Annotated in this window: 16 protein-coding genes and 1 pseudogene; 7 read left to right on the top strand and 10 right to left on the bottom strand. The window is 59.7% G+C overall.

All coding sequences use genetic code 11. The annotated features are described in order from the left end of the window. Positions 1-28: 28 nt before the first annotated feature. Entirely contained in the window at positions 29-2,116 is a 2,088-nt protein-coding gene (locus OBACDRAFT_RS28400; protein ID WP_052362123.1) for a beta-galactosidase, read from the bottom strand. A gap of 435 nt (positions 2,117-2,551) precedes the next feature. Here OBACDRAFT_RS28400 and OBACDRAFT_RS16115 point away from each other — a divergent pair, with 435 nt between their 5' ends. Then, complete coding sequence (locus tag OBACDRAFT_RS16115; RefSeq protein WP_052362122.1) at positions 2,552-3,124, top strand: hypothetical protein; 573 nt, start codon at positions 2,552-2,554, stop codon at positions 3,122-3,124. 14 nt (positions 3,125-3,138) lie between these two features. Next, entirely contained in the window at positions 3,139-3,750 is a 612-nt protein-coding gene (locus tag OBACDRAFT_RS28395; protein ID WP_157837134.1) for a hypothetical protein, read from the top strand. Positions 3,751-3,781: 31 nt separating this feature from the next. Here OBACDRAFT_RS28395 and OBACDRAFT_RS25605 read toward each other — a convergent pair whose 3' ends face one another. The 9 genes and pseudogenes from OBACDRAFT_RS25605 to OBACDRAFT_RS16065 all read right to left on the bottom strand — a co-directional run bounded on the left by OBACDRAFT_RS25605 (position 3,782) and on the right by OBACDRAFT_RS16065 (position 18,422). Beyond that, positions 3,782-8,854 carry an RCC1 domain-containing protein gene (locus tag OBACDRAFT_RS25605; RefSeq protein WP_052362121.1) on the bottom strand — a complete coding sequence of 1,691 codons (5,073 nt, stop codon included), beginning with the start codon at positions 8,852-8,854 and terminating at the stop codon, positions 3,782-3,784. A 79-nt stretch (positions 8,855-8,933) separates the two neighbouring features. Beyond that, positions 8,934-9,635 (bottom strand): hypothetical protein, encoded by a 702-nt coding sequence (locus OBACDRAFT_RS16100; RefSeq protein WP_043587354.1) that lies wholly within the window; start codon positions 9,633-9,635, stop codon positions 8,934-8,936. Between the two features lie 476 nt (positions 9,636-10,111). Next, a pseudogene (locus OBACDRAFT_RS16095) lies at positions 10,112-10,600 on the bottom strand ((E)-4-hydroxy-3-methylbut-2-enyl-diphosphate synthase); the annotation flags it as partial. Continuing rightward, entirely contained in the window at positions 10,533-12,230 is a 1,698-nt protein-coding gene (ispG, locus tag OBACDRAFT_RS26790; RefSeq protein ID WP_081722112.1) for a (E)-4-hydroxy-3-methylbut-2-enyl-diphosphate synthase, read from the bottom strand. The gene ispG and the pseudogene OBACDRAFT_RS16095, both read right to left, overlap by 68 nt. A 36-nt stretch (positions 12,231-12,266) precedes the next feature. Further along, positions 12,267-13,754, bottom strand: coding sequence for an RIP metalloprotease RseP (rseP, locus tag OBACDRAFT_RS16085; protein ID WP_043587350.1), 1,488 nt, complete (start codon positions 13,752-13,754; stop codon positions 12,267-12,269). A gap of 120 nt (positions 13,755-13,874) precedes the next feature. Beyond that, complete coding sequence (dxr, locus tag OBACDRAFT_RS16080; protein WP_043587348.1) at positions 13,875-15,041, bottom strand: 1-deoxy-D-xylulose-5-phosphate reductoisomerase; 1,167 nt, start codon at positions 15,039-15,041, stop codon at positions 13,875-13,877. Positions 15,042-15,086: 45 nt separating this feature from the next. Continuing rightward, entirely contained in the window at positions 15,087-16,010 is a 924-nt protein-coding gene (locus OBACDRAFT_RS16075) for a phosphatidate cytidylyltransferase (protein WP_043587346.1), read from the bottom strand. A 119-nt stretch (positions 16,011-16,129) separates the two neighbouring features. After that, positions 16,130-16,936: a polyprenyl diphosphate synthase gene (uppS, locus tag OBACDRAFT_RS16070; RefSeq protein WP_081722111.1), complete on the bottom strand. Its 807-nt coding sequence runs from the start codon at positions 16,934-16,936 to the stop codon at positions 16,130-16,132. 271 nt (positions 16,937-17,207) lie between these two features. Next, complete coding sequence (locus tag OBACDRAFT_RS16065) at positions 17,208-18,422, bottom strand: collagen-binding domain-containing protein (protein ID WP_043587344.1); 1,215 nt, start codon at positions 18,420-18,422, stop codon at positions 17,208-17,210. Positions 18,423-18,536: 114 nt separating this feature from the next. Here OBACDRAFT_RS16065 and OBACDRAFT_RS16060 point away from each other — a divergent pair, with 114 nt between their 5' ends. From OBACDRAFT_RS16060 to OBACDRAFT_RS16040, 5 genes are all read left to right on the top strand, one after another. Continuing rightward, positions 18,537-20,024, top strand: a complete 1,488-nt coding sequence (locus OBACDRAFT_RS16060) for a hypothetical protein (protein WP_043587342.1) — start codon at positions 18,537-18,539, stop codon at positions 20,022-20,024. Then, entirely contained in the window at positions 20,021-21,682 is a 1,662-nt protein-coding gene (locus OBACDRAFT_RS16055; protein WP_043587340.1) for an exosortase/archaeosortase family protein, read from the top strand. The genes OBACDRAFT_RS16060 and OBACDRAFT_RS16055 overlap by 4 nt, the downstream gene beginning before the upstream one ends. 157 nt (positions 21,683-21,839) lie before the next feature. Continuing rightward, complete coding sequence (locus tag OBACDRAFT_RS16050) at positions 21,840-23,237, top strand: PEP-CTERM sorting domain-containing protein (protein ID WP_157837133.1); 1,398 nt, start codon at positions 21,840-21,842, stop codon at positions 23,235-23,237. A 587-nt stretch (positions 23,238-23,824) separates the two neighbouring features. Next, on the top strand, positions 23,825-24,388 hold the full coding sequence (locus OBACDRAFT_RS29950; protein ID WP_052362120.1) for a hypothetical protein: 564 nt from the start codon (positions 23,825-23,827) through the stop codon (positions 24,386-24,388). Positions 24,389-24,432: 44 nt separating this feature from the next. Beyond that, positions 24,433-25,080, top strand: coding sequence for a type II secretion system protein (locus OBACDRAFT_RS16040; RefSeq protein ID WP_043587336.1), 648 nt, complete (start codon positions 24,433-24,435; stop codon positions 25,078-25,080). The last annotated feature ends 2 nt before the right edge of the window (positions 25,081-25,082 follow it).

The raw sequence follows: 25,082 nt of genomic DNA, 5'->3' as shown, positions 1-25,082 counted from the left end.
GGTCTCGAGGATGTGCCACCGCCAAACATCAGGTCATAAATGGCGTCATTGGCGATCTTGCATTGTGTAATGAATTCTTGATACGGGCGGTCGGCGACGTTGACCAGGCCGGTGTTGGCGGCCTCGCCGTTGAATCCTTCAAACCAGCGGCCCGTGGTCGGCTGATCGGTATAGGTGAACCATTGGCTGCCGACGACGAAAGGAAGCGCGGCGGCTTTTCCACGTAGTTGCGATAAGCCATGCCGCGTTCTTTCTGGCTGGCAACCGCCTGGTGTCCGCCAAGTCCCTGATCCGCGGCGGTGTAGTGCCATTCGCTGAGGAGGAGCGGTTTTTGGCTGCTCCATTCGTGAATGCGGCGCAGGAAGGCGGGGTCGATTTTGTCCGTGTAATAGTTGACGCTGACGACGTCTGTATTGCGAGCGGCGATACGGACGAGTTGCTCGCTGGCAGCGGTGCCGGGTTGCCAGCGGGAACCGAGCAGGAGATGGTTGGGGGCGTGTTTGCGAAAGAGGCGTTCGACTCGTGAATAGTGGGTTTCGAGAAAGAGCGCCATGAAGTCGCGCATGTCAGCGGCGGAGGCCGGCGTGGTTGCGAAAAGGGGAGTGTCCGCGAGTTCATCGAAGCTGGCGAAAGGAGCGGCGCCGAGTCCCCAGGCGGCGTTGAAGCGGTCAATGGCGCCGTCGTATTTTTCACGCAGCAATTCGACGAGGCGAAGTTTTGAAGGCGAATCGCTTTTCTGCGCGGGGACGACCTTGGGGATGTTTTCGTAAAGCACTTCGTTTTCGATGAACCAGCCGATGATGGCAGGATCGCTGGCGTGAGGCGCGACGTTTTTCGCGAAGGCGCGGTCGATGATCTCCTCGACGCCGGGCTGGAAGGGATCGTAGGTGCGCGTAGCGCCTTGCATGGGGCGCAGGCCGGGAGCCATCCAGGGTTCCAAGGGAAGCTGGGGCGTGCCGGCAAAGCGGGCATTTTTCATTGTGCGAGTAAGCGTGGACCAGGCTCCGGCGGAGTTGAAACCCCAGGCGCGGAGGCGTTCGACGGCGCGGCCCGACTCGTTTTCTTCGTCCCACGGGGCGTCATATTTGCGAACGATGTTGGCGGTGTAAAACGACACGACGCCGGTTGGGTCGTCTGGGAACCAGGCGCCGGCAAACTTGCCTTGGCGCGGGGGCAGCCATTCGAAGATGCGTTCGCGTCCACGGACGAGAGTCATGCTTTCGTTGGTGCCAATGCAGCAGACGCCGAGTTGAAAAAAAACGTTGCCGTCGGGCGTGACCAGCACCTGGCGGCCGCCGGCATGGTCGGTGCGGAAATATCCCGTGGCGCGGAGATCATGTTTTTGGCGGCTGCCGGGCAGGCCCCCCCAAGGGTCGCGGGGAGCGCGCGAAAGGCGGGCGAGGCTGGCGGCATCGCTGGCGGCATCGTCGCGCAGTTGTTGTTCATTGGTGATTTTTCCGGGATAATCGCGTCGGACAAACTGACCGAATCGATCGATGAAAAAGGCGGGGGCTGACGAAAGTGTTGGCTGGAGCGGGGCAAGTTGAATCGAGAATCCGGTTTCGCCGGCGTGCTCATCGAACTTGTAGTTAAAAATCCATGCAAACACGGGCCAGTTGAAGACGCGGTTGTCCTGCAACTCCTGAAAACCGTATGGCGTGGTGACGCTGAACCCCGCGTCTGCCGGATCGCGAAGCACGAGCCCGCATCCATTGTTTTGGGCAATATTTTGGACATTCTTCGCGGCGGGAAAGGGATGAAAATCGGAAGCGGAGGGCAAGGCAGAGGGCGGGGGGGGGCCGGCCATGCCGGGCATGAGGGCAAAGGCGCCGCCTTGCGCGAATTTGATCGGGATGAGAGTGGTGACGCGGAACCGCTGTGCATCGGCGGGAAGACCGGAGAAGGCATAGTCGATACGGAGTCCGTCGATGGTGATGCGCATTTCTCCGCCTCCGGGATAACGAGCGGTTGCGCGCACAGGGGTTTCAATGGCGAGGGCGGGTTTGCGGCCTTCATAATCGTCGGGGCGCATCATGAGGCGCGGCATTTCCATGACGAACTGGCCGGCGATATCGGCCGTGATGAGCACGCCTTCGGAATCAAGACGGGCGGTCATGCCTGACGGCGATGTTTGCGCGCACAGGCGGGATAACGTAAAAACGAGAAGCCAAATGAACGTAATGGAAACGGGACGGGAAGGGCACGTGTGGTGGGACATGGGTGACAGGGTTATTGTCGGGATTGTTGTCCGGCGGCAGCAATCCAACGCAGCAGCCAGGCTATTCAATTCACCACAACCGCGAGCCGTCCAACCTGTCCATTACCATCGCAAGGGTATTTTTCCTACACTGGTTAACGGCAAGGAAGCGGCGGGCGTCGCAGGAACAACCTGCATGAGTTTTCTGGTCCATACCCAGTTGCCCAACTGGCATTGGCCCGCAAATTGCGGGAGGCGGACCACCACGCGGGGCATGCGCTGGAACTGACAATGGGATTAACCGGAGGCGAATCCTTGCATCATTGGCTATTTTCCGTAACGTGACGTAAAATTATGAAAAAGCAGATTCTCATTCAGGCTTTGCGGCGGCTCGGTGAACTCGCCGCAGCCGAGGGAAGCATGGTTGAGATCACCGTTTATGGTGGAGTGGCAATGATGCTCCATTTCGACTCGCGACAGGCGACCAAGGACATCGATGCCATCTTTCGCCCGCGTGCGGAAACGCTGACGCTGGCACGCAAGGTTCAGGCCGAACTCGATCTTCCGGACAACTGGATCAACGACGAGGTGCGACAATTTTTGTCCAACGAACTCGCCGCACGCGGTGCCCGCGCGCGCGTCACGCCGTTTGTGCTTCCGACCGAATTGCGGGAGGCGCCAGGGTTGCGAATCAGCGCGCCTTCGCCACGATACCTCATCGCAATGAAAGCGCGGGCATTGCGGCGTCCGCTTCCGGGCATCGCGGGAGATCGCGAGGATCTTGCCGTGCTGTTTCGTCACGAAAACATCCGCTCGGCAGACGAAGTGGACGAGATCCTTGAGGAGTTTTTCCCCGACTACATCCTCAATGACACGGCGCGCTTGGTCATCGAAGCGATTATCGAAAAAGCGCACGCGCCTTCCTGAAACCATTTTCTGCAATGTCTGTTTCGACCTCTTACAAAACCAACGTCAATCGTCGCCCGCGCACGGCGGCGGAGGTGGCGGCGTGGGCGCATGATTTGCCGGAATTCTCGCTCAATCTCACGGATTGGTTGCACGAGTTCCGACATGTTCATTCGCGCGCCGAACTGGCCCGGCGTGTTGCCGAGCGCCCACGCGCGTGTCGGAAGGTTTTTGCGGAGAGGAAGTCTGGAGGTCTGGCGGATGCTTTGCTTGCGGCGCATGTGGCGCATCTTTGCCTGCACGCCGGGACGCCGGTTCCCGGATGGGTAACAGCAACACCGGCCTTGGCTCGTCCGTGGTTTCAGGGCGGATATGCGGAGGGGCACAATGCAAGCGCACTGGACAGGATCGACGCGCTGCGTTTCGCGCCGGCATGTTTCCGGGCGTTCAATGTTTTTTATGTGCCGGTGGCGGCGCGGCAGTTGTTCAAAAAGCGGGCCGGACGTCCGACCGTTCCCGCGAGTGAACAGCGGGCCAAGGCGGCGGAGCGGCAGCGGTGTTACCGGCAGCGTTTGTTGCACGATGCCGGACGGGGACGGAGCAAAACTCTCATTCCCCCGGAATCCGGAACGAGGTCTGCGCGGTGATTGGCTCGGGACAGCCTTTCGGACCGGGAACTCACTCCAGCTCGAACACGCCGAAGCCGGTGCCGGACTCGGGGTCTTCAACGAGGTCGCCGTTGGCGGCGACGCGAACCCGGACGGACGTCATCATGTATAAGCCGGAATCGTCGCCATCGAAGGTCAGATCCAGCGTGACGGCTTCCCAGATGGTATCCTCGCCGACAGCGTGGCCGCTGAGTTGATCGAAGCTCACGCGCACCGTGCCGTGGACCAGCCATTCGCTGCGGAGGTTTTGCCGCGAACTGTCGCCAAGGTCGAGCAGACTGGTTTCGCCCGTAATCAGGTCGGTGAGGCGGAGCGTATCCGCGGCGGTCGGCAAGCGGCCTGTCACGGAAGCGGCATTGGACCCGGAGGACGTTGACTCCGCGGTTGACGACAGTGCGGTGATACCGGAGATGCCGGCCGTTTTCGCCGTGGCGGCGGAAGCCTGCACCTTGATGGTCACGCTGGCGGTCCTGGCGTAGCTATCGCCCGCGCCGTTGCTCACGCGAACGGCATAGGTCCCGGCGGTGACGGTGGCGGTTTTGGACGCCGGCTTGAGCGTCAGCGACGCCTTGTTGACCGGTCCCCTGGCATCTCGAATGACCTCGCCATCGGGACCGCGCCATTCGTAAACGAGTTTCTTCGTGCCAGTCGCCTTGACGGTGAGGGTCGCGGTCTTACCGGGGGCGATTTCTTCGCCGGGCTTCACCGTGAGCGACACGATTTGCGGCGGGAGCACGATCTTGATCACCACGGCCTTGCTCTTCGCCTTGGCCAGCGGCTTGCCCTTCGCGTCCTTCACGCTCTCGACCTGCACGCTGATTTTTTGCGCCTTGGCGACGTTGGTCAGGGTGAAGGTATCGGTGAGCGAACTACTCATGTGTGTTTTCAGGACGGTTTTGCCGTCCAGCCATGTCCAAGTGAACGGGCCGGTGCCCTCGGCGAGTTTCGCGGTGAACGTCACCGATTGGCCGACGTCGGCGACAATCTCCGTCCTGTCGGCAATCAAGCCGGCCTTCGCATCGAATTTTGGCGGCACGATGAGCTTAACGTTGGCGATCACGCGCTCGACCGTGCCCGCGCCATTGGTCACGCGCACACTGTACTGGCCATCGGTCTTCGCGGTGTAGCTGGCCTTGGTTGCGCCGGGGATGGGGTTGCCGTCGAGCAACCATTGGTAGGTCGGCTTGGCCTTGTTTTTGGCGAGCTTGACGGTGAGTTTCGCGCCTTTGGTTGCCAATGCGTAGGTGAAGTCGCTTTCACCGGCAGCCGGAGTCTCGATGACCGGCGGCAGGATGGCGCTGAGCGTCGTCACCTTGCTGGTGATCGTGTTCGGTCCACTGGTGACCACCACGCTGTAACTGCCGAGGTTTTGCTCGCCGACGTTCTCGATGGTACAGGTTGCTCCCGTCGCGCCGGAGATGGGATTGCCATTGAGCAGCCACTGGAAGGTCGGTGGCGGGTTGCCCGTCGCGGTCACGGAGAGCGTCACGGATTTGCCGAGCCCGGTTTCCATTTTCGAGGTCGGCTTGCTGGTGACCTTCGGCTTTTGCGGCACGTTAACAGTGAGGCTGGCGGCGTCGCTGGTGGCCGTGCCATTGGCGTTTTTGACCGTGACGGTGTAGTTGCCCGCGTTTTTCGCGACAACCTTGGCGATAGTGTAGCTGGAACCGGTCGCGCCCTTGATCGCCTTGCCATTGAAATACCATTGATAACTCAACGTGCCTTGACCGGTGGCGCTCACCGAGAAGGTTGCGCTTTCGCCTTGCCATTTGTTTTGTGATACAGGCTGTGTCATGATAACGGGGAAAACTGAAAAAGTCGTCCCGATTCCACTGACTACACATGTGTTCGTTCCACTGGTCGCATCGGAGAGGATCGTCACCTTGCCGCTATAGCTCAATGCCGCTGTCGGCTTAAAGGATACTGTCACGGCCTGAGTGCCGCCTGCCGTAATCGTGCCGCTGTTCCAATCGCCGCTGAAGCCGGACGGGAAGCTGATGCCTGTCACGGTGAGGAATGCAGTGCCCGTATTGCTGATGGTCAGAGTTTGCGTTGCCGTCTGTCCCACTATCACGCTGTCGAAGGACAGATCGCCCGACAGCGCGATCACGCGAGTGGGGACGGGGGCAATGGCTTGCACTGGTTCATCACGTTTGGTCCTGGTGCCATCACCAAGCTGGCCATAGTAATTGTAACCGGAAGCCCAGGCAGAACCATCGTTTTTTAGATATAATGAATGAGAGGTACCAGCGGAAATAGCCGTGACCTCGCTCATGATATGCACTGGCGCATAGTTTTCAAAGGTCCAGCCGGTAGTCCAGACGGTCCCGTCGGCCTTCAAAAACAAAGAGTGAGAGCCGCCTGCTGAAATAGCAGCCACATTCCCCATGATCTGCACTGGCGTGCTGCGATTGGTGGTGGTGCCGTCGCCAAGCCGACCAGACTCATTGATACCAGAGGCCCAGACGGTGCCATCCCTCTTTAAAAACAAGGAGTGAGAATCACCTGCTGAAATAGCCATAACGCCACTCATGGTTTGCACTGGCGTAGAGCGATCGGTTTTGGTGCCGTCACCAAGCTGACCGAAATTGTTGGAACCGACAGCCCAGACGGTGCCGTCCCTTTTCAGGAACAAGGAGTGCGAGTAACCAGCCGAAACGGCAGTCACGTCACTCATGACTTGCACGGGCGTATCACGGTCGGTCTTGGTACCATCACCGAGTTGGCCGTCGCTGTTGTAACCGGAGGCCCAGACAGTACCGTCGGCCTTCAAAAACAAAGAGTGATTACCGCCTGCAGAAATAGAAGCCGCGCCATCCATGACCTGCACCGGCGTAGAGCGATTAGTCCTCGTGCCATCGCCAAGCTGGCCGAAGCCATTAGAACCGGAGGCCCAGACGGTACCGTCATTCTTCAAAAACAAGGAGTGAGAGTTGTCTGAAACGGCGACCATGTCATTCATGATCTGGACAGGAATTGTCATACCGGAGGCACTACCAGAAGCCCAGGCCGTGCCGTCGGCTTTGAGAAAAAAAGAACTGGAACTGCCTGCAGAAACAACAACCACGTCGGGAGCATTTTCGGCGGCAATGCCAATGCCGGAGACACTGCGAGTATCGGTGTCGCCAGAGTGATTGACCCGGATTGCTACATCACCGCCGTAGCTTTGGGCGGCAGTCGGCTTAAACATCACGGTCACGATTTCGGTCTCTCCCCGTGGGATGATCTGACCATTCCAATCGCCAGTGATGCCAGAGGGATAGATGATCCCGGTCACGTTGAGGGTGGAGGCACTGACGTTGGTAATCTCAAGCACTCGGACGGCCGCTTGCCCAACAGTAACGTTGCCAAAAGACAGATTGCCAGAGAATGCGACAATGCGCGTGGCTTCAATATCTGACCGAACCGCGCTACGTCTGGGGATAGTGGTGCCGTCGCCAAGCGCCCCGGAACCGTTGGAACCGGAAGCCCAGGCAGTCCCATCGGACCTCTGGAATAAGGAATGTTGGTTGCCTGCAGAAATGCCAGTTGCCTTGTTCATGACCTGCACCGGTGTGGTCCGGTTGTCGGTGGTGCCGTCGCCGAGTTGCCCATACTCGTTGGAACCGCAGGCCCAGACGCTACCGTCTCTCTTGAGAAACAAGGAGTGAGAGGAACCGGCCGAAATGGCGACTACATCTCTCATGACCTGTACCGGCGTGCTACAGTTGGTCGTCGTGCCATTGCCAAGCTGGCCGGAACTGTTATAACCAGTGGCCCAAGCGGTGCCGTCACTTTTGAGAAACAAGGAGTGAGAGGAACCGGCCGAAATGGCGACTACATCTCTCATGACCTGTACCGGCGTGCTACGGTTGGTCGTCGTGCCATTGCCAAGCTGGCCGGAACCGTTATAACCAGTGGCCCAAGCGGTGCCGTCACTTTTGAGAAACAAGGAGTGAGAACCGCCTCCCGAAATAGCAGCAACATCGCGCATGACTTGTACCGGCGTACTGCGGTTGGTGGTGGTGCCGTCGCCAAGTCGCCCAAGGTAGTTATAGCCGGAGGCCCAAGCGGTGCCGTCAACCTTCAGAAATAAGGAATGCCAAGCACCAACAGAAACTGCAGCAACGTCAGTCATAATCTGCACCGGCGTATGGGAGTCGATTTTTGTGCCGTCACCAAGCTGGCCATAGTAATTGGAACCGGAAGCCCAGGCAGTGCCGTCGTTCCTCAGAAAAAGTGAGTGGCCGAGGCTAGCCGAAATGGCAACTCCGTCGCTCGTGATCTGTACCGGTATGCTGCGATGGGTCGTGGTGCCATCGCCAAGCTGGCCATCATTCCAACCGGAACCCCAGACGATGCCGTTACTGGATAGAAACAAGGAGTGATTGCCAGCGGAGACTGCGACTATAGAAGATCCTGCCGCCGGGATTCCATTGCCGAAAACACTTCGGGTCTTTGTGCCGCCGACGGCATTGGTGACGACAGTCACATTACCTTCGTGCCTCTGGGTGGCAGCGGGTACAAAGGAGACGGTCACATTGCGGGTCTCACCGGCATCAATGGTGCCGCTGCTCCAGTTGCCGGAAAAGCCAACCGGGTAGGTGATATTCATTACCTCAAAGGAAGTGTTGCCGGTGTTGCTGATCGTCAGCTTGCGCGTAGCGGTTTGCCCCACCAAAACGTTGCTAAAAAACAAGTCACCGGAGAGGGCGAACGCAATGCCAGAGCCAGAAACTTCCTGGGTGTTTGTGCCGCTGGCGGCGTTGGAGACGATGGTTATGTTGCCTCCATAGCTTTGGGCTGCAGTGGGTGTAAAGGTAATGGTTACGTTGCGCGTTCCGCCAGCAGCGATGGTTCCGCTGCTCCAGTCGCCGGAAAAACAACCATTCGGGTAAGTGATACTGTATATCGCAAGGGAGGTACTGCCGGTATTGCGGATTGTCAGCGTGCGTGTTGTGGTCTGATCGACGATGACGTTACCAAAGGACAGGTCGCCTGACAGGCTGATGGCCGAGGCTGCTATCGCTACTGCTGTGCTCGCAAACAGAAGTAACAGGGGCAGCACAGCGAGTACGCGATTGGTGCTAATTTTTGTATTCATAGCGAATGATAATTCAGGTGCTCCGTTGCTGTGTTTTATCGAGTTGATGACGGTTTGTCGGTTGATGTCGGGCGGAGTATCATTTCAGCAAGAAACCGGCTTTACGAATTGATCGGATTTCCTCGACGAGAGGTTTCCAGGAATCCTTTGATTTCCGTGCAGGGTGCCAATAGTCGATCATAATACGATCCTGTCCCTGATGATAACTGCAGTCTGCACCGGGGATCCGCTTGTATCCGGGAAACAATTCATCTTTTACAAGCCCGAAGGTGTTTCCGCACAGAATCAGACGTGGACTCAACAGGTCGATCTGCTGGCGGAGAAATCGGGCATCCTTCTTTACGACATGGTTCAAGTCGTCATAATCGGATGTCGCCACGCCGTTTGCTTTTTTTATATTAACCCAAGCCGAACGGAGCATGGTTTTCCGCGCCTCCCGGTAATCCTCCTTCCGGTCCTTTTCGATATTCGGATCGGCTTGATCCAACGTGCATTCGATCGCATGCAGCCATTCGATCATTCTGTAATGGGTGGCTTGGTTTGCGGTTCCTCCAACACGAAGCAAACCGTCGGCCTCCTTGATGGCTTCCGCATGATTCCACTTCCCACCTCCATGCGCCTCTTTCAAAAGGCACATGATCCGCCAGCGGCTTTCGATCCACAGCGTCGGGTCTGTTGCGCCATCGTAGATAAAATCAATATCCGGGTTTTTGTAGGAATTAAACCATTCCTCACGCAAGGAGTGGTCTTCTTTTATAAATTTTGGAACTGTTGTGTTCATAAGGCAAAAGGAACGCGCTTTTGCCAATGTCCTTGGATGTACCCTTGATTCAAGGGCGAGGAGAAAACCCTTGTTACTTGGATACAAAAAAGGGACGCATTTACTTGCGTCCGTTATCGGGCACCTTGGAAGGCCCATAGAGAAGACGCTTTCAATGCGCCCCAGCACGGGGCGCATCTCCAGCGCGGCCTCTCTATCTCGAAATTTCCAAGGTTTCGATAACGACAGCAGCCGAAGCTACGCAAAACTAGAGTTATTTTGGGTTAGTGGTTTCCGGGTTAAGTGATGCCTGGGTTGAATGAGTTGGCGGAAAATTGCGTCGATGCGACGAGAGAAGGGCGTTGTCTGGCGTTTTCCGAAGCCGAGGTCAAGCAGGCACTTCTCTTTGCGGCTTCACGCCTTTGTTCTTCCAAAACGACTTTGCAGAACACGGAGCCCGGACACAGGATTTCCGATAATTCCCCGTCGTTTACCGGTCAGCCTGAACCAGAAGGCACCGGGACGGGAGCTTCGGGCACGGCATCGGCGGGCTCCATCCACTTGCCGTGTTCTTTGATGAGGGCGATGAGGCGGGCGTCGGCTTCGGCTTGGGGGATGTTGTATTGGACGCAGGTTTTGCCGACGTAGAGGTTGATTTTCCCCGGTGCGCCTCCGACGTATCCAAAATCGGCATCCGCCATTTCGCCGGGGCCATTCACGATGCAGCCCATGATGGCGAGTTTCACGCCTTTGAGGTGGCCGGTTTTTTCACGAATGCGTTGCGTGGTGGTTTGCAAATCAAAGAGGGTGCGTCCGCAGGAAGGACAGGCTACGTATTCGGTTTTGGATACGCGGGCTCCAGCGCCTTGCAGGATGTTGTAGGCGAGTTTGGTGGCGCGGGTGGGGTCGGGGTCAGTTTCAATGCTCACAATGTCTCCAATGCCGTCGCAAAGGAGAGCGCCGGTGAGGATCGAGGCGTCGAGGAGTCGCGAAAGAAAATCTTGGGGATGCGAAATGGGGGGGGGGGGGGGGGGGGAGGGTAAAGATGAGACGTTGGTCGGGTGGAAGCGTGCGGAGTGTGGGCGCGAGCGTGGCAAGGGCGTCGGCGGTTGTTGCGATGGCGAGGGTGTGGTGCTGCGCGTGAGCGTAGGCGGCAAATTCGCGCAGCACGGTGGCGTCGGTGTTTGAGGAGGTGAAAGAGCGGAGGAGGATTAACGGCGGGAGTTCGGGGTTGGAGATTTGAGATTTGAGTTCGGCGAGCGTGATGGATGGGGCGAGGTCGAGGACGAATGGGGGCGGCAGGGGGTCGGCGGTTTTTGGCTGAGGGGCAAGGGTTGCGGGCGGGACGCCCGCGCCACGAAAGGGGTGTGGGCGTTTGGCAGAAAAAGCCCGCGCCACGAAGGCGGTTAGGGTGGCGGTGTCAGGGATGGCGATGATGCGGCCTTCGATGGGAGTGTCGGCAGAGGGGGGGGGGGGGGGAGGGTAAACGTCACGGGTGAAGACACGCGGGGGATGGTCGGGGCCGACAGGGATTCCGCAGGCTAGTTTTTGCGGGAGGATTTCGCGGCGGGTGTAGTGGTAGGGGTCGATGCTATCGGTGGTCGAGGAGGCAGTATTCGGTAGGGAGGTCTCTCCGAGGCCTCCGCAATTGCGCGCCGAATTTTTATGCGTTTCGCATTCCTTCAACTGGTACGACGACGGAGGCCTCGGAGAGGCCTCCCTACCATTTGCCCAGATGGCGTGGGCTTTGGCGGCGAGTTTTTGGGCGACGGGGATTTCGTAAACGCTGTCCTCGGTAAGGGAGACGCGAATGGTGTCGCCGAGTCCGTCGTGGAGGAGGCTGCCGATGCCAATGGCGCTTTTTATGCGGCCGTCTTCACCGTCGCCCGCCTCAGTCACGCCGAGATGGAGCGGGTAGTGCATGTTTTCCTGATCCATGCGGGCGACGAGAAGGCGGTAGGCCTGGATCATGACCTTGGGGTTGGACGCCTTCATCGAGAGCACAATGTTTTTGAAATTGTGGCTTTCGCAGATGCGCAGGAACTCAAGGGCGCTCTCGACCATGCCAAGCGGGGTGTCGCCATAGCGGTTCATGATGCGGTCGGAGAGGGAACCGTGGTTGGTGCCGATGCGAAGGGAGCGGCCAAGGGCTTTGGCGCGGAGAACGAGCGGGGTGAAGGCTTCGTAAATGCGCTGAAGTTCGCGGTCGTATTCGGCATCCGAATACTCGTTGACGGCGAATTTTTTCTTGTCGGCGTAGTTGCCGGGATTGACGCGGATTTTTTCGACGTGCTCGACGGCCTCCATCGCGGCGGAGGGCAGGAAGTGGATGTCGGCCACGAGCGGGATGTGCCCAAAGCCGGCGGCGGTGAGTTTTTTGCGGATGTCCTTGAGGGCGCGGGCGGCGGCGTGGTTGGGCGCGGTGACGCGGACGATTTCACAACCGACTTCGGCGAGGGCGATGGATTGTTTTACGGTCGCCTCGACGTCCTGCGTGTTGGTCGTGGTCATCGACTGCACGCGCACCGGATTTTGGTGTCCGATGCCAACGGCGCCGACCTTGGCTTCGGTCGTGAAACGGCGAACGGTGGCGTAGCGGGATGAACAATAGTTCATGCTGGGAGCAGTAATCGGTAATCCGTAAGCCGGATGTTATTTGGCTGGAGCGTCCGCAGGTTGTTCGACGGCGGGTGTGTCGGGCATGATGTCGCGTTTGACGCGGCGGATGTCGAAGAAGGACACGTAGAGGATCATCGTGAGGAGCAGGGCCATGAAAACGGCCTGGGTGTTCATGACGAATTTCATGGGAAGGGGGCGGCCACGGAGTTTTCCAATGGTGGCAAACATCATGTGCCCGCCGTCGAGGACGGGGATGGGAAGGAGGTTGAAGATGGCGAGGTTGATGTTGAGGAGAACGGTGAACCAGATGACGCTGCGCAGATCGACTTGGGCGAGGCGGATGAAGACGTGGGCGATGCCGACGGGGCCGCTGAGTTTGGAAACGCCGATGTCGGACTTGGGGCTCACGAGGCTGACGATCGTGCGCCAGGTGGTGCGTATGTGGCGCGCGATTTGTTCGTGCGGGGGGATGTGGACGAGGGGGGCGTTGAGGATGTGGGGGTTGAGGAGAACGCCGATGCGGGGGACGGGCTGGCCGGTGTTTTCGTCGTTAACGAGACGCGGGGTGACGGTGAGGGTGAAGGGCTGGCCGTCACGCAGGCCGGAGACGCGGACGGGCTTGGCTCCGTGTTCGCGGAGGTAGTCGGAGATGGAGCCGACATAGTAGGCGGCGCGGTCGTCGATGTGTGTAATGATGTCGCCGATACGCAGGCCGGCGTCGCGCGCGGCGCTGTCGGCGGAGAAGCTGTCCACGGCGGGGTTGGCGGAGGGGGCGATGCCGATGGAGCGAATGCGTTCGGGGCCGACGTAGGCGGGGATGAGGCTGAGGGTGAGCGGGGTGTTGTCGCGCAGGACGGTGAGCGCGACTTCGGGGGAGCCGTCGGGGGTGCGTCCAGAGCCGAGGATGACGAGGTCTTCGATTTCGCGGAAGCGGGACACGGCTTTGCCGTCAACGTGGGTGATGATGTCGCCCGGGCGGAGGCCGGCGGTGGCACCGGGAGAGGGGATTTTGTTGCCATCGGTCGTGACGAGGGTGCTGGCGACGTAGCCGATTTGGGTGGGTTCCTCCTGCGGGAGTCCGGCGATCCAGAGGATGGAGGCGAGGGCGAAGGCGAAGATGATGTTGCAGACGGCTCCGGCGACGAAGACGAGCATTTTGGTGGAATAGGAGGGGGGGGGGGCGGGGCTTCGCCCCGAACATCCAACGTCCAACGTCGAACGTCCAACATCCAAATCGGAAGCAACGCTTGTGGGTTCGCCCTCAATGCCGCGCATGTCGGCGAGTTGCGGGAGGGCAACGTAGCCGCCGAGGGGTATCCAGGAGAGGCGGTATTCGACGCCGTCTTTGCCGGTCCAGGCGAAGATTTTGGGGCCGAATCCGATGGAGAAGCGGTCCACTTTCACCCCGCGGCGGCGGGCGGCGAGGAAGTGGCCGAGTTCGTGAACGAAGATCGAGCCGCCAAAAAAGAGGGCCATGAGGACGAGGGCCCAGAGGAGTGAGAGGACGGTGGTGATGGACATGTGGGAAAAGGCTGAAGGACTGAAGGCTGAAGGGTGGATGGTGGAAGCTGAAGGGTGGAGTTGGTAATGGGAGGTTGTTGGTGTTCGTTTGTGTATTATCGCGGCGGGGGCATTCAGCCTTCAGGCTTTCAGCCCTTCAGCCTTTTGCTCCGCGATTCGGCGGGCTTCGGCATCGGCCGCAAGGACGGCGGAAAGTTCGGTGGGCGTGGTCATCATATCGATCGGGATCGTGGAGAGAGTCTGCTCCACGACTTGGGGAATCGCAAGGTAGGGGAGCCGACCGGCGAGGAAGGCGGCAACGGCGATTTCGTTGGCGGCGTTGTAAACCGCAGGGGCCGCGCCTCCTGCGTGCATGGCGGCGCGGGCGAGGCCGAGCATGGGATAGCGGGCGGGGTCGATGGGGCGGAAGTCGAGCGAGAGGGTTTGGGTGAAATCGAGCGTGGTGCGGGCGGCGTCGGGGGCGCGGTCGGGGTGAAGCAGGGCGTGCTGGATGGGGAAGGTCATGGAGGGGGGGGTCATTTGCGCCATGATTGAGCCGTCGGTGTATTCAACGAGCGCATGCACGATGCTTTGCGGGTGGAGGACGGCGTGACATTGATCGGGGCGGAGGCCGAAGAGGATTTGGGCTTCGATGAGTTCGAGTCCTTTGTTGGCGAGCGTGGCGGAATCGACGGTGATCTTGGGGCCCATGCTCCAGTTGGGATGCCGGAGGGCGTCGGCGGGAGTGGCGTGGGCGAGGCGCGCAGCGGGCCAGTCGCGGAAGGCTCCTCCAGAGGCGGTGAGGTGGATGTGGCGGACGTCGTCGGCAGAGTGGCCGGTGAGACATTGGAAAACGGCGTTGTGCTCGCTGTCCACGGGGAGGAGTCGGGCTCCGCTGGCTTTCGCGGCGGCGAGGACGAAGGGGCCGGCGAGGACGAGAATTTCTTTGGAGGCGAGGGCGAGGTCTTTGCCGGCGGCAAGGGCGGCGAGCGCGGGGGCAAGCCCGGCGGTGCCAACGACGGCGACGAGAACGATGTCGGCTTCGGGGAGCGTTGCCAGGATGGAGAGGGAATCGGGGCCGGTGTGGAGTTTTGTGAGGGGGGGGGGGGGGGGGGATGCATTGGCGGCGACGGGGTCTGTGAGGGCGGCGTGGGGGACGGAAAATTCGCGGCAGATGGCGGCAAGTTTTTGCGCGTTGCGACAGGCTCCGACGCCAATGAGTCGGAGTTTGTCGGGGTGGGCACGAAGGACGGCGAGGGTGTTTTCTCCGATCGATCCGGTGGCTCCGAGGAGGACGACGCGTTTCATGTAATGGGCTGAAGGCTGAATGATGGGCGCGGGGAGGGAGGGGGTTTACTGGAATAGGGCGAAGAGAAGGAGTCCGATTGGGGAGGCCAGGAGGAACCAAGCAGCGGGAGCGGCGAGGAGGAGGCTGTCGGTAAGGTCAAATATTCCGCCGATGCCGGGGATGATGTTGCCGGAATCTTTGGCACCGGCCCGACGTTTGATGACGGACTCAAGCAGATCGGAGACAATGCCGAGGATTGCAATGGGGACGGCGATGGCGGCGGCAATGGCAGGAGTGAGGGAGTCGGGGAGCCATGCACTGCAGTAGGCGACGATGACAACACTGACCAACACGGAGGTTAGGACACCGCCAACCGCGCCTTCCCAGGTTTTCTTGGGACTGGTGAGCGGCGCCATTTTGTGTTTGCCGCAGGCCAGCCCGGTGAGGAGCGCACCGACATCGCAGAACTTGGCGGTGGCAATGAGCCAAAGGGCAAGGACAACACCGGTACGGGGATGGGGGACGTTGATGCAAATTATCCTGACAAGGTAATGGAGGAGGAAGGGAACGCAGAGGAGAACGAAGAGCGTCCATGCAAGGGACTCGACGCGGTTTTCCATGTCGCGGCGCGCGAGGAGGAGGAGAACACAAACGATGGCGGCAAGGGCAAGGAGGTTGGCGGGGTTGCCCGCAAACCGGCACGCATGGAGGAGAAAAAAGCTGCCGCTCTCCATCTGCCAGCTGGAGTTGGCGAACAGGGCGTTGGCGACGATTTCGGCGGCCGGGGCGAACATGATTAGAATGCCAAAAAGGAGACTGGTGCGAACAAAGGGGCGGTGTCCCATTTTTCTGACCAGCAGGCAGAGTTCGAGCTGGGTAAGTGCGCCGACGAGGACGGCCAGCGCGACCGCGCCGGGAGCGCCGAAAAACCAGAGGACACCAATGACAATGGCCCAGAGGGAAAGAGTGCTGAGTGTGCGTTTGAGCATGGGAAAATAAAGGGCTGAAGGCTGAAAAAAAACGGAAGGATGGAGTGCGGAGTGGCGACAGGATGGATGTGGACGGTGGTGAAGATGGAGGGTTGATGTTTTTTTCAGATTTCGGATTTTCAGCCTTCAGCCTTCAGGCTTTCAGCCTTTCCGTCCCGCGCTTGCTCGCCGGTGCAGCCGAAGCGGCGTTCGCGGCGGTGGTATTCGGCAACGGCGGCGGCGAGGTCGGTTTCTCGAAAATCAGGCCAGAGGACGGGCGTAAAAATAAACTCCGCATAGGCGGCTTGCAGGAGCAGAAAATTGCTGATGCGCATCTCGCCCGACGTGCGAATGACAAGGTCGGGATCGGGAATGTCCGCAGTGTCGAGACGGGCGGCAATGGCGTCCCACGTAATGGCATCGGGCGTGAGCGTGCCCGCAGCGGCATCGACGGCGATCCGGCGAACCGTATCGGTGAGTTCAATACGCGAGCCGTAGTTGAGCGCGAGGATGAGGGTGTGTTCGGTAAACGGCGCGGTGGCCTCAATGGCGGCGGCGAGTTGCGCGCGGACGGGGGGGGGGAGGGCGTCGGTCCGTCCAATGGTGCGCAGGCGGATGCGATTTTTGACGAGGGTCTTGGTTTCGCGTTTGAGGAAATGCTCCAGGAGATTCATCAAACCGCCCACTTCATCCTGGGGACGTTTCCAGTTTTCCGAGGAAAAGGCGTAGAGGGTGAGATAACGGATGCCTTGCGCTTGCGCGCCTTCGATGGCGGCCCGCACGGCGTCGGCTCCGCGGCGGTGGCCTTCGAGGCGGGGCAGGCCGCGCTGGCGGGCCCAGCGTCCGTTGCCGTCCATGATGATCGCCACGTGAACGGGCGGCGCGGGGGGGGAGAGCGTCGTCGTTGTGGATAGGTTGGAGGAGGCGTCGGGAGGAGCGTCGGACATGCAGGAAACCCGGGAGTTAGGGGGGCGCGACGAGGTTGTTCAACGCAGAAGGCAAGGGGCGATGGGGATGGGGTGCCTCAAAGTGATGTCAGGCACCGGGGGGCGAGGGGGGGGGGGGGACGATCGGCCGATCTCTGCCGACGAGGCTCGGCTCGCGTCAGCAAGCCTCGCCCTTCCGAATACAGGATTATGATACGGATGGGCGCGGCTGCGCCGCGTCTGGCGGGTCAGGAGACCCGCCCTCCGGCCAATCCTGCCGCACTTGAGAGGGCTACACCTGTTGGGGAAGTGCCACGGGGCAAGCGGCCGCCTGCTTGCGCTTGCGGTCACGCCAGGATTTGAGGCCGAGCACAAAAGCGCCTGCACCCACCATCATCATGCCCCAGGTCTGAGGCTCGGGGACGGGGGAAAAGGCAACGGAAGGCGCGGCGGTAAAGGCCCCGTTGTAATAAAGCTCCCCGCCCTGCCCCTGAGTGTAGCTATTGGCCACAATCTGGCCGTAAATCTTGGTGGCGTTGCCCACGTTAAGGTCCACCAGCGGGGCAAGGATGCTCCCGTAAAATTGAGAGGAGTTGCTGCCAAGAAGGGTCGCGGATTGAACGGTGGTGCTGGTGTCGGTGAGGGAACCGGGGAGGATGTTCCAGAGCAGGTGGTCGTTGTTGGTGCCTTCATGGACATTGACTCCAGAGGCGGCGATAACCGTGCGTCCGGCGGCGTTGGTGACGTTGATCACAAGGTTTACATCGTCGGGCACATCAATGCGGACCGAACTGACTGTCTGGCCGTTGTACTGATTGCCAACGAAGAGGTTGGCATCGAGCGTCACCGTGACAATACCGGTGACTCCACTGGGCACGGACACGCTAAGAGTTTGGTCGGTCACGATGATTGACGCGGTGGCGGTGACGGCGGCCAAGGTCTTGGAGGCGGCGGCAAACGTGGACTGCAAGTCGTTCCACGCCCAGTTGGGGCTGGCTCCGTTGGTGCCAGGATTGAGGGAGCGGTTGGGGTCTTTGGAATTTTCCAGATTCAAAATCTGACCGCCGGCCATGAATTTGATCTGGTTGGAATTCGGAGAGACGTCAGTCCAACTGCCAGCCATGCCGGGCGTGGAGGCATAACCGTTGCGGAGTTTCGATTCCCCCTGCAAGGCGAGTTGCCCGCCAACATACAGGGTAAGGGCGGAACTGCTCTGCGGATAGAGAGCGTCCTTGCGGGCGATCTCCGAGCCACTGCCCAAGGTGAAATCCCCCCCAACGGCAACGGCGGAGTCGGTCTTGCTGTTGCCGCCCATGCTGGTGTTGCCGAAGGTGACCAGATTGTAGCCTTGGATGGCGCTGGCGTAGTTAATAATGGCTTCGTTAGCCGTTGATGCGCGGATTGTTGGGGCGACAATGAGGGCGCAGGTCAGAGTGGCCAGTGAGGCCACGGCGTGCATCGTGTGGTAGCTGATGCGACGCATCGAAGAGATGTGTCCTGAGTTCATTTGTAAAAAATAAGTTTAGCCCACCCAGGGAATTTCGTCAAAGATCAGTAAGGCTTTTACCCCATATAAGAAGTTGCCGAAACGGAAATCTCCTCATTACCATATTGTTCGCACATGGGGTGGTTCACCGATTTTTTTCGACTGGCATGGGGGTTCTTTTACTGGAACGCGCGCAAAACCGCTTGGAAGGTCCGTTCCACGCGGGGCCGCTGTCCCTGCCAGCATCCCAGCGACTCCGGCCGCGCGTGGGAAACCGGTTGCGAAGCTCTGGCGGGCTGGAACAGCCCCGTGCGCTTTCGCCGCCTCTGCCCACTCCTCCAGCGTACCGAAGCCGGCCTCTGGCGCTGTTCCGTGAACCGGTCCGACGTGCGGCCCTTCTGGGGTCGCGCGCTCGCTTTCCACGGCGGCGTCGTGCTCGTCCTCTACCTCGTGGCGACACTGGGGGCGTTTACCTTCCTTCGCACGGTCGGCTACGCAGTCACCTACCCCGGTGTGCTCTGGCCTCCCGCCTGGAAAAAATACCCTGCCATCCGCGCCGAGTTTTTTCTGGAAAAATACCGCCATGCCTCGGCAGCGGGCGACAACCGGCAGGCCCTCATGGCGCTCTCCACCGCCTACAATCTGGATCCGCGCAACTACCAAGTCGGCCTGCTCCTTGCCAACCTGTCCCAAGCCAGCAATCCCGGCCTGTCCGACCACGTCCACCAGCGACTCATAAACGAGCACCCGGCGCAGGCCGCCGCCATCGCGCAACTCTGGCTCCGTGCTCTCATCGTTCGCGGTGATTTCCAGACCATCGAAACCCTGGCCGCCTCCCGCCTCCAAGTCTCCACGGACCAGGCCGCCGTCTGGATGCACGCACTCCTCTTTGCCAATCTCCGCACCGGCAACGGCAACGTAATCTCCACTCTGCGCAATTCCCCTCACCTGCCAGCCTGGGCCTCCGACCTGCTCGCCCTCCACGCAGACCTGGGCACCCTGCCGCCCGCAGCCATTCCCCCCCGCCTCGCTGCCATCGCCAGCAACACAACCGACCCGTTTTCCTTCTTCTTCGTCTGCCGCCGCCTCATCCAACTCGGCCACGCCCACGAGGTCATCACTCTGCTGGAGAACAGGGCCGGCCTGCTCCGTCGGCGCGACTTCGTTTCGTTGCGCTTCGACGCCCTCGCAGCTCTCGGGTGGGACTCGATTCTGCGCAACGAAATCAGCTCCCTGCTCCTCGCCGATCCCACGCCGGCCGTCGTGGAACTGCTGGCCACGCACCTCATCCGCCATCCTGACTCCGCCCGGCTTGCCCTCGTGTTTGACCGTCTCGCCCAAGCTCCCCTTCCCGACACCACGGAAAACTACCCGGCCTATCTCGCGCTCTTTTGCGCGGCGGGCGTCGGACGCGACCAGCCCCGGCTCGACTGGGCCGCAGTTCATATCAGGACCATCGCCCGCGTTCCATTCCGCAGCCTCGATATCATCGGGCGCGGCCTTGTTAAAGGCGAAGACGTTCATGCCGAAAACCATCTGCCCGCGCTGCGGCAACTCCCGTTTGAGACAACCTATGCGTTGCTCGACCGCCTCAAGCCGCCACCCTCCCCTCCCGGTCAATGAACCGCCTCCCGCCTCCACCTCCGCTCTCCAAACCCGCCTGGATCACGCTCGTGCTCTCCGCTGGCCTCATGCTCGCCCTTTGCCTGCGCATGTGGCCCGAATGGACGCACAATCCCGACCTCTCGCACGGCCTGCTGACCCCCGTCCTCTTCCTGATCCTGCTCTATGAAAGCCGTCGCAACGGTCCGTGGAGACATCACGCCGACACGACCGGCCTGCGCCTGTTACGCGGCGCTTCGCTCGCAGCCAGCGTAATGCTGGTCATCATTGCCGGACTCTATGCGGCGGCCGTGGACTGGGCCCATCCCCTCGTCAGCCTGTCACTGTCCCTGGCCCTCTCGGCACTCCAATTCGCACTGCTCCTCTGGCTGTCCGGCAACCGCGTGCGCGCCCTGCCGCTCAACTGGCCGGCCCTCGTCGCCATCGCGCTCTGGCCACTCTGCGCACCCATCCCCCCCGGCACCTATTCCCGGCTCACGCTCCAACTCCAATTCTGGATAACCGACCTCGTGCTTGCCTCGCTGCACCTGCTCGGCATCCCCGCCGACACCGCCGGCAATGTGATCCTCCTCGCCCATGCCAGCGTGGGCGTCGAGGAGGCATGCAGCGGCATTCGCAGCCTGCTCTCGTGCATCGTCGCCGCCCTGTTTTTCTCCGCTACGCTCGTGCGCCGTCCCTGGGCTCGCGTGCTCCTCATCGCCCTCGCCCCGCCGCTCGCGTTTGGCATGAACATCCTCCGTTCGCTCGCTCTCACGCTTCTGGCCAACTCCGGCGTGGACATCAACGGAACCTGGCACGATGCCACGGGCTTCGCCGTGCTCGGCATCACCGTCGCGGCCATTGCGGGAATCGCCGTCATGCTCGAAAACCGGCCAGCCTCCACCCCGCAGCCAGCCATGCAGCCGGCCAAGCTGCCGGCCAAGCTGCCGGCCACGCCACCCGTGCCATCGCCAGCCCCACCCGCCGCCGGCCCGGCTTCCCGGCACCCTTGGGATGCACTCGCCGCCACGATTGCCGTCACCCTGCTCGTCGCTTTCTTCGTTATCAACACCCGCAGTCCTCCCCGTAATCCCGCTCCGCCTCCCGACCTGGCAGCCATCCTGCCGTCCCACCCCCCCCCCGGCTGGGATCTCGTCGCCACCGAGGATCTCCACCGCTTCAGCGGCATCCTTGAAACCCAATACATCATTCAGCGCACCTACGTGCGTCGCTCCCCATCGGCGGGGACGCCCGGCCCTCTCCAGATCACCGTCTATCTTGCCTACTGGCCTGCTGGACAAGCACCGGTAAGCCGGGTGGCCATGCACACGCCCGATGCCTGCTGGCCCGCAGGCGGCTGGCAGATGAATTCCCCCGAACCTCCGCCCGCGCCCTTCCTCGTGGGCGATCAATCGCTGCCCGCCCCCACGTACCGTTCGTTCACGCAAACAGGCGTCGTCCAGAACGTCTGGTATTGGCATCTGCACGACGGACACGCCCTCTCCCAAACCGATCCACGCTCGGCCCTCTCGCTCCTCAAACTCGCCTGGCGGCACGGCTTCCGCACCGCCGGGGACCAGTGGTTCGTGCGCATCTCCAGCAACCACCCTTGGTCCGCCATCCAGCACGATCCGCTCCTTCAGGAAATTTTCGCCCTCCTCCGTCCCTACGGACTCTGACTGCGAACCGGGGGGGGGGGGGGGGGGGGGCGAAAACGAGAGAGATGATGCATGCTCCCTATTTAAATGTAGGGTGAATACCTGATATACCTATTGACGAGACCCCAATGATCCATTTACTCATTTTTTACAAATGGACTTGGGACACATCTTTTCGATGCGTCGCATCAGCTACCACACGATGCGCGCAGCAGCCCTTCTGGCGATGGGGCTGTTGGTTGTAATCAATTTGCAATCAGCGACCTACACATGGGATGGAGGCGGTAGCAACAACAATTTATCCACGGCCGGAAACTGGAACCCCGATGGCGCTCCCGCACAAGGAGCCGGGGCCGATTTGATTTTCGCCGGGAGCACGCGCCTTAGTCCCACTGTCGAGTGGGGTTGGACGGTCAAATCGCTTTCATTCAATAGCACCGCCGGGGCGTTCACCCTCACTGGAGGCCAGTTTACCATCGGCACGGGCGGCGTCACCAACAACAGCACCAGAACCCAGACAATCCAGAGCCAGATCGCCCTCTCAGCCAATCAGACATGGAACGCCGCCGTCGGCGCGATCGTCTCCACTGACAATTTCAACGGTGGCAACAACACCCTCACGCTGGCGGGCTCCTCTGCCATCACCATCTCCGGCCAGGTCAGCTCTGTCGCCACGCTCAACCTCACCGGCAGCGGCAGCCGCACGTTCGGCACTCAGACCACCGCCTCCACAGTCAATATTACCGGCACTGGCGCCAGCAGCTTCAACGGCCAGCTCAACGTCGGCACGCTGAACATGAGCGCCGGCACGAACAACTTTGCCAATGTTCAGGCCACCGGCGGCATTAACATCAGCGGCTCGGCCAACGCCAATTTTACGGGACCGGTCACCGGTGGCAGCAGCGGCATGAACATTTCCAGCAGCGGCAACGTCAACTTCAACGGCTCCATCAACAGCGGTTCCATCACCCTGAATGGAAGCGGCACCACCACCATCAGCGGCAACGGCAGCATGAGCACCGGCGCCGTGACCGTGAACAACGGCACGCTTGTCCTCGACCACAATGGCGCCGCAATCAACAGCACGCTCACCGTCAACAATGGCGGCACTGTCATCTTCGGGCAGAACAACCAGATTCCCAACTGGCAAACCGTGACGCTGAACGAAGGCAGCACGCTGCACCTCGGCAACACCTCTCAAACCATCGCCAACCTGATCATCACTGGAGACTCGGTAATCGATTTCGGCGAAGGAGGCTCCCAGCTTAATGTTCAAGAGTGGGGCAACATCTCCATCGCTGACGGCATCACGATCACCATCGTCAACTGGGACGACTCCAAGGGCGATGTTTTCACCGGAAGAAATCCCGGCACCCCTGTAGTGAACATCCAATACGCCGACAACAACGGCAACGTTTACGCCACCGGCACCTGGGGCGGCGGTCTCATCACTCCCGGTGCTCCGGTGCCCGAACCCGCCACCTACGGCTTCATGATGCTGGGCTCAGGAATCGCATTCTTCGCCTGGAGGCGTTGGCAGACGGCGCGCAAGCAGGCGCAAGCCCAGCATGTCTGACAACTGATGTTACGCGAAGCGTCCGTGGCGCGGGCGTCCCGCCCGCAACGTGCATCCCGTAGCGCAGGCGTCTCGCCTGCAATCCATAGGTTGCGCGAAGCGCGGTGCTCTCTTCTGCTTTTTGCTGATTGTGTTATTTGGGAAAGCGGCACTTCGCGCAATAGACTGACTTGCAGGCAGGATGCCTGCGCTACGCTATGGCGCGGGCGTCCCGCCCGCTTCGGGGATTTGGGTTGGCGCGCGTTTTTTCTGCAATCCTCCGTCACGTAACTTCAGTGAATCTGTTTTCCATCAGAGTCCATTAGTGTGCATTAATGGTTAAAAAATGGATTTTCAGGTCCTGACTTTTCAGCTTTCCGGTTAACTTTTCCCCCGTCCGCGTGTCTTACCCAACGTCACCCATGCCTTTTCCCCCTCCAAGCCCATCTTTGCGATTGCTCCCCGAAAACGGATGCCTTTCCCTGTTCAGCTTTCCCCCTATGCTTCGAAAATTCTCCCATCATCGCCTCACTCCGCCACTTCAGCGTTTAGCATTCAGCGGTCAACGTTCAACTCCCCTCCCCCCCCCCCCCCGCCGAGCCTTTACCTTGATTGAACTGCTTACCGTCATCGCAATCATCGGAATTTTGGCTGGCATCACCTTCGGCATCACAAAAGGCGTCAATGAACGCGCCGCCATTAACCAAGCCAAAGCCGAACTCGCCGCCCTGTCCGTTGCCTTGGAAAACTATAAACGGCAATATGGGGATTATCCGCAAACAAATCGTATCGCGGCGACTGAAATTACAGCTACATTAAACGAAACCAGTGTATCGGGTAAATTTTTCAATTCGCTTGCCGGAAAACTTGGCCCCAAAGGCGATCCCATAGACGGGCGTAGTTTTGTGGAACTTGGCAAGTTCACGCTGGAGACTGCCAATTTGCCAACATCAGGCAATACAATTTCCGTTGCCAATGCCTTCCTCGACCCGTGGGGAAAACGTTATCTGTATTCCTATAAAAACAGTTCCAGTCCCGGTACATGGAAAAACCCATCTTATATTCTATTTTCAGCCGGTCCGAACGGGACCTTCACACAACCTGGCACAAACGGGGATTTACCAACCGCCTCCGATGATAAAAATGCTGATAATATCTACGCCAACGAATAGTCTCCCCCCTCGTCCGAACCTCACCATTACAATTTTTTTGAAATATGAAACATCTCATCCATAGGAACAAAGCCTTCACACTCATTGAGCTTCTCACCGTGATTGCCGTTATCGGCATCTTGGCTGCAATTATTATCCCGACGGTCGGTTCTGTTCGCACTTCCGCCAAGAAGGCAAAAACCAAAGTCCAGTTTTCGCAAATCATCCAAGCCTACGAACTTTTCAAACAAGAATATGGCTTTTATCCATCTCTTTACACAAGCACAACGAGCACTCCAAACATTAAAAAGCTGACTGGGGCAACAGAGACAAGATTACTTGCTGGAGCACTGACAGGCAAAGAACCAAATGGTGCCAAAATAGAGGATGATGATAAAGACAATCTTTGTGGGAACAGAAAAAGACTTGGTTTCTATTCATTTGCAACGGATGAGCTTACAAATGACTACAAAATAAAGGATGCGTTTGGAAATACGGAAATAGTCATTATCTCTGATAAAAATGGTGACGGACGGATTACAAAGAATGGAACAGCTAGCGAAAAAGATGTTGCTGATTTTGAAGACGTAACAGGCAATGATGGAGAAATTTTCACAAAAGCCAAACTGGGTATTCCAACTGAAGGAGTTCGCGCTAGTGTCATCATCTATTCCGCTGGGGACAAAGGCAAAGGCGTGAAAAGTTGGGAATAACC

It is taken from the genome of Geminisphaera colitermitum TAV2, from assembly GCF_000171235.2.
In the GTDB taxonomy this organism is placed as follows: Bacteria; Verrucomicrobiota; Verrucomicrobiia; order Opitutales; family Opitutaceae; genus Geminisphaera; species Geminisphaera colitermitum.
The sequence above is the reverse complement of the archived record's forward strand: the minus strand, read 5'-3'. Positions and strand labels throughout refer to the sequence as shown.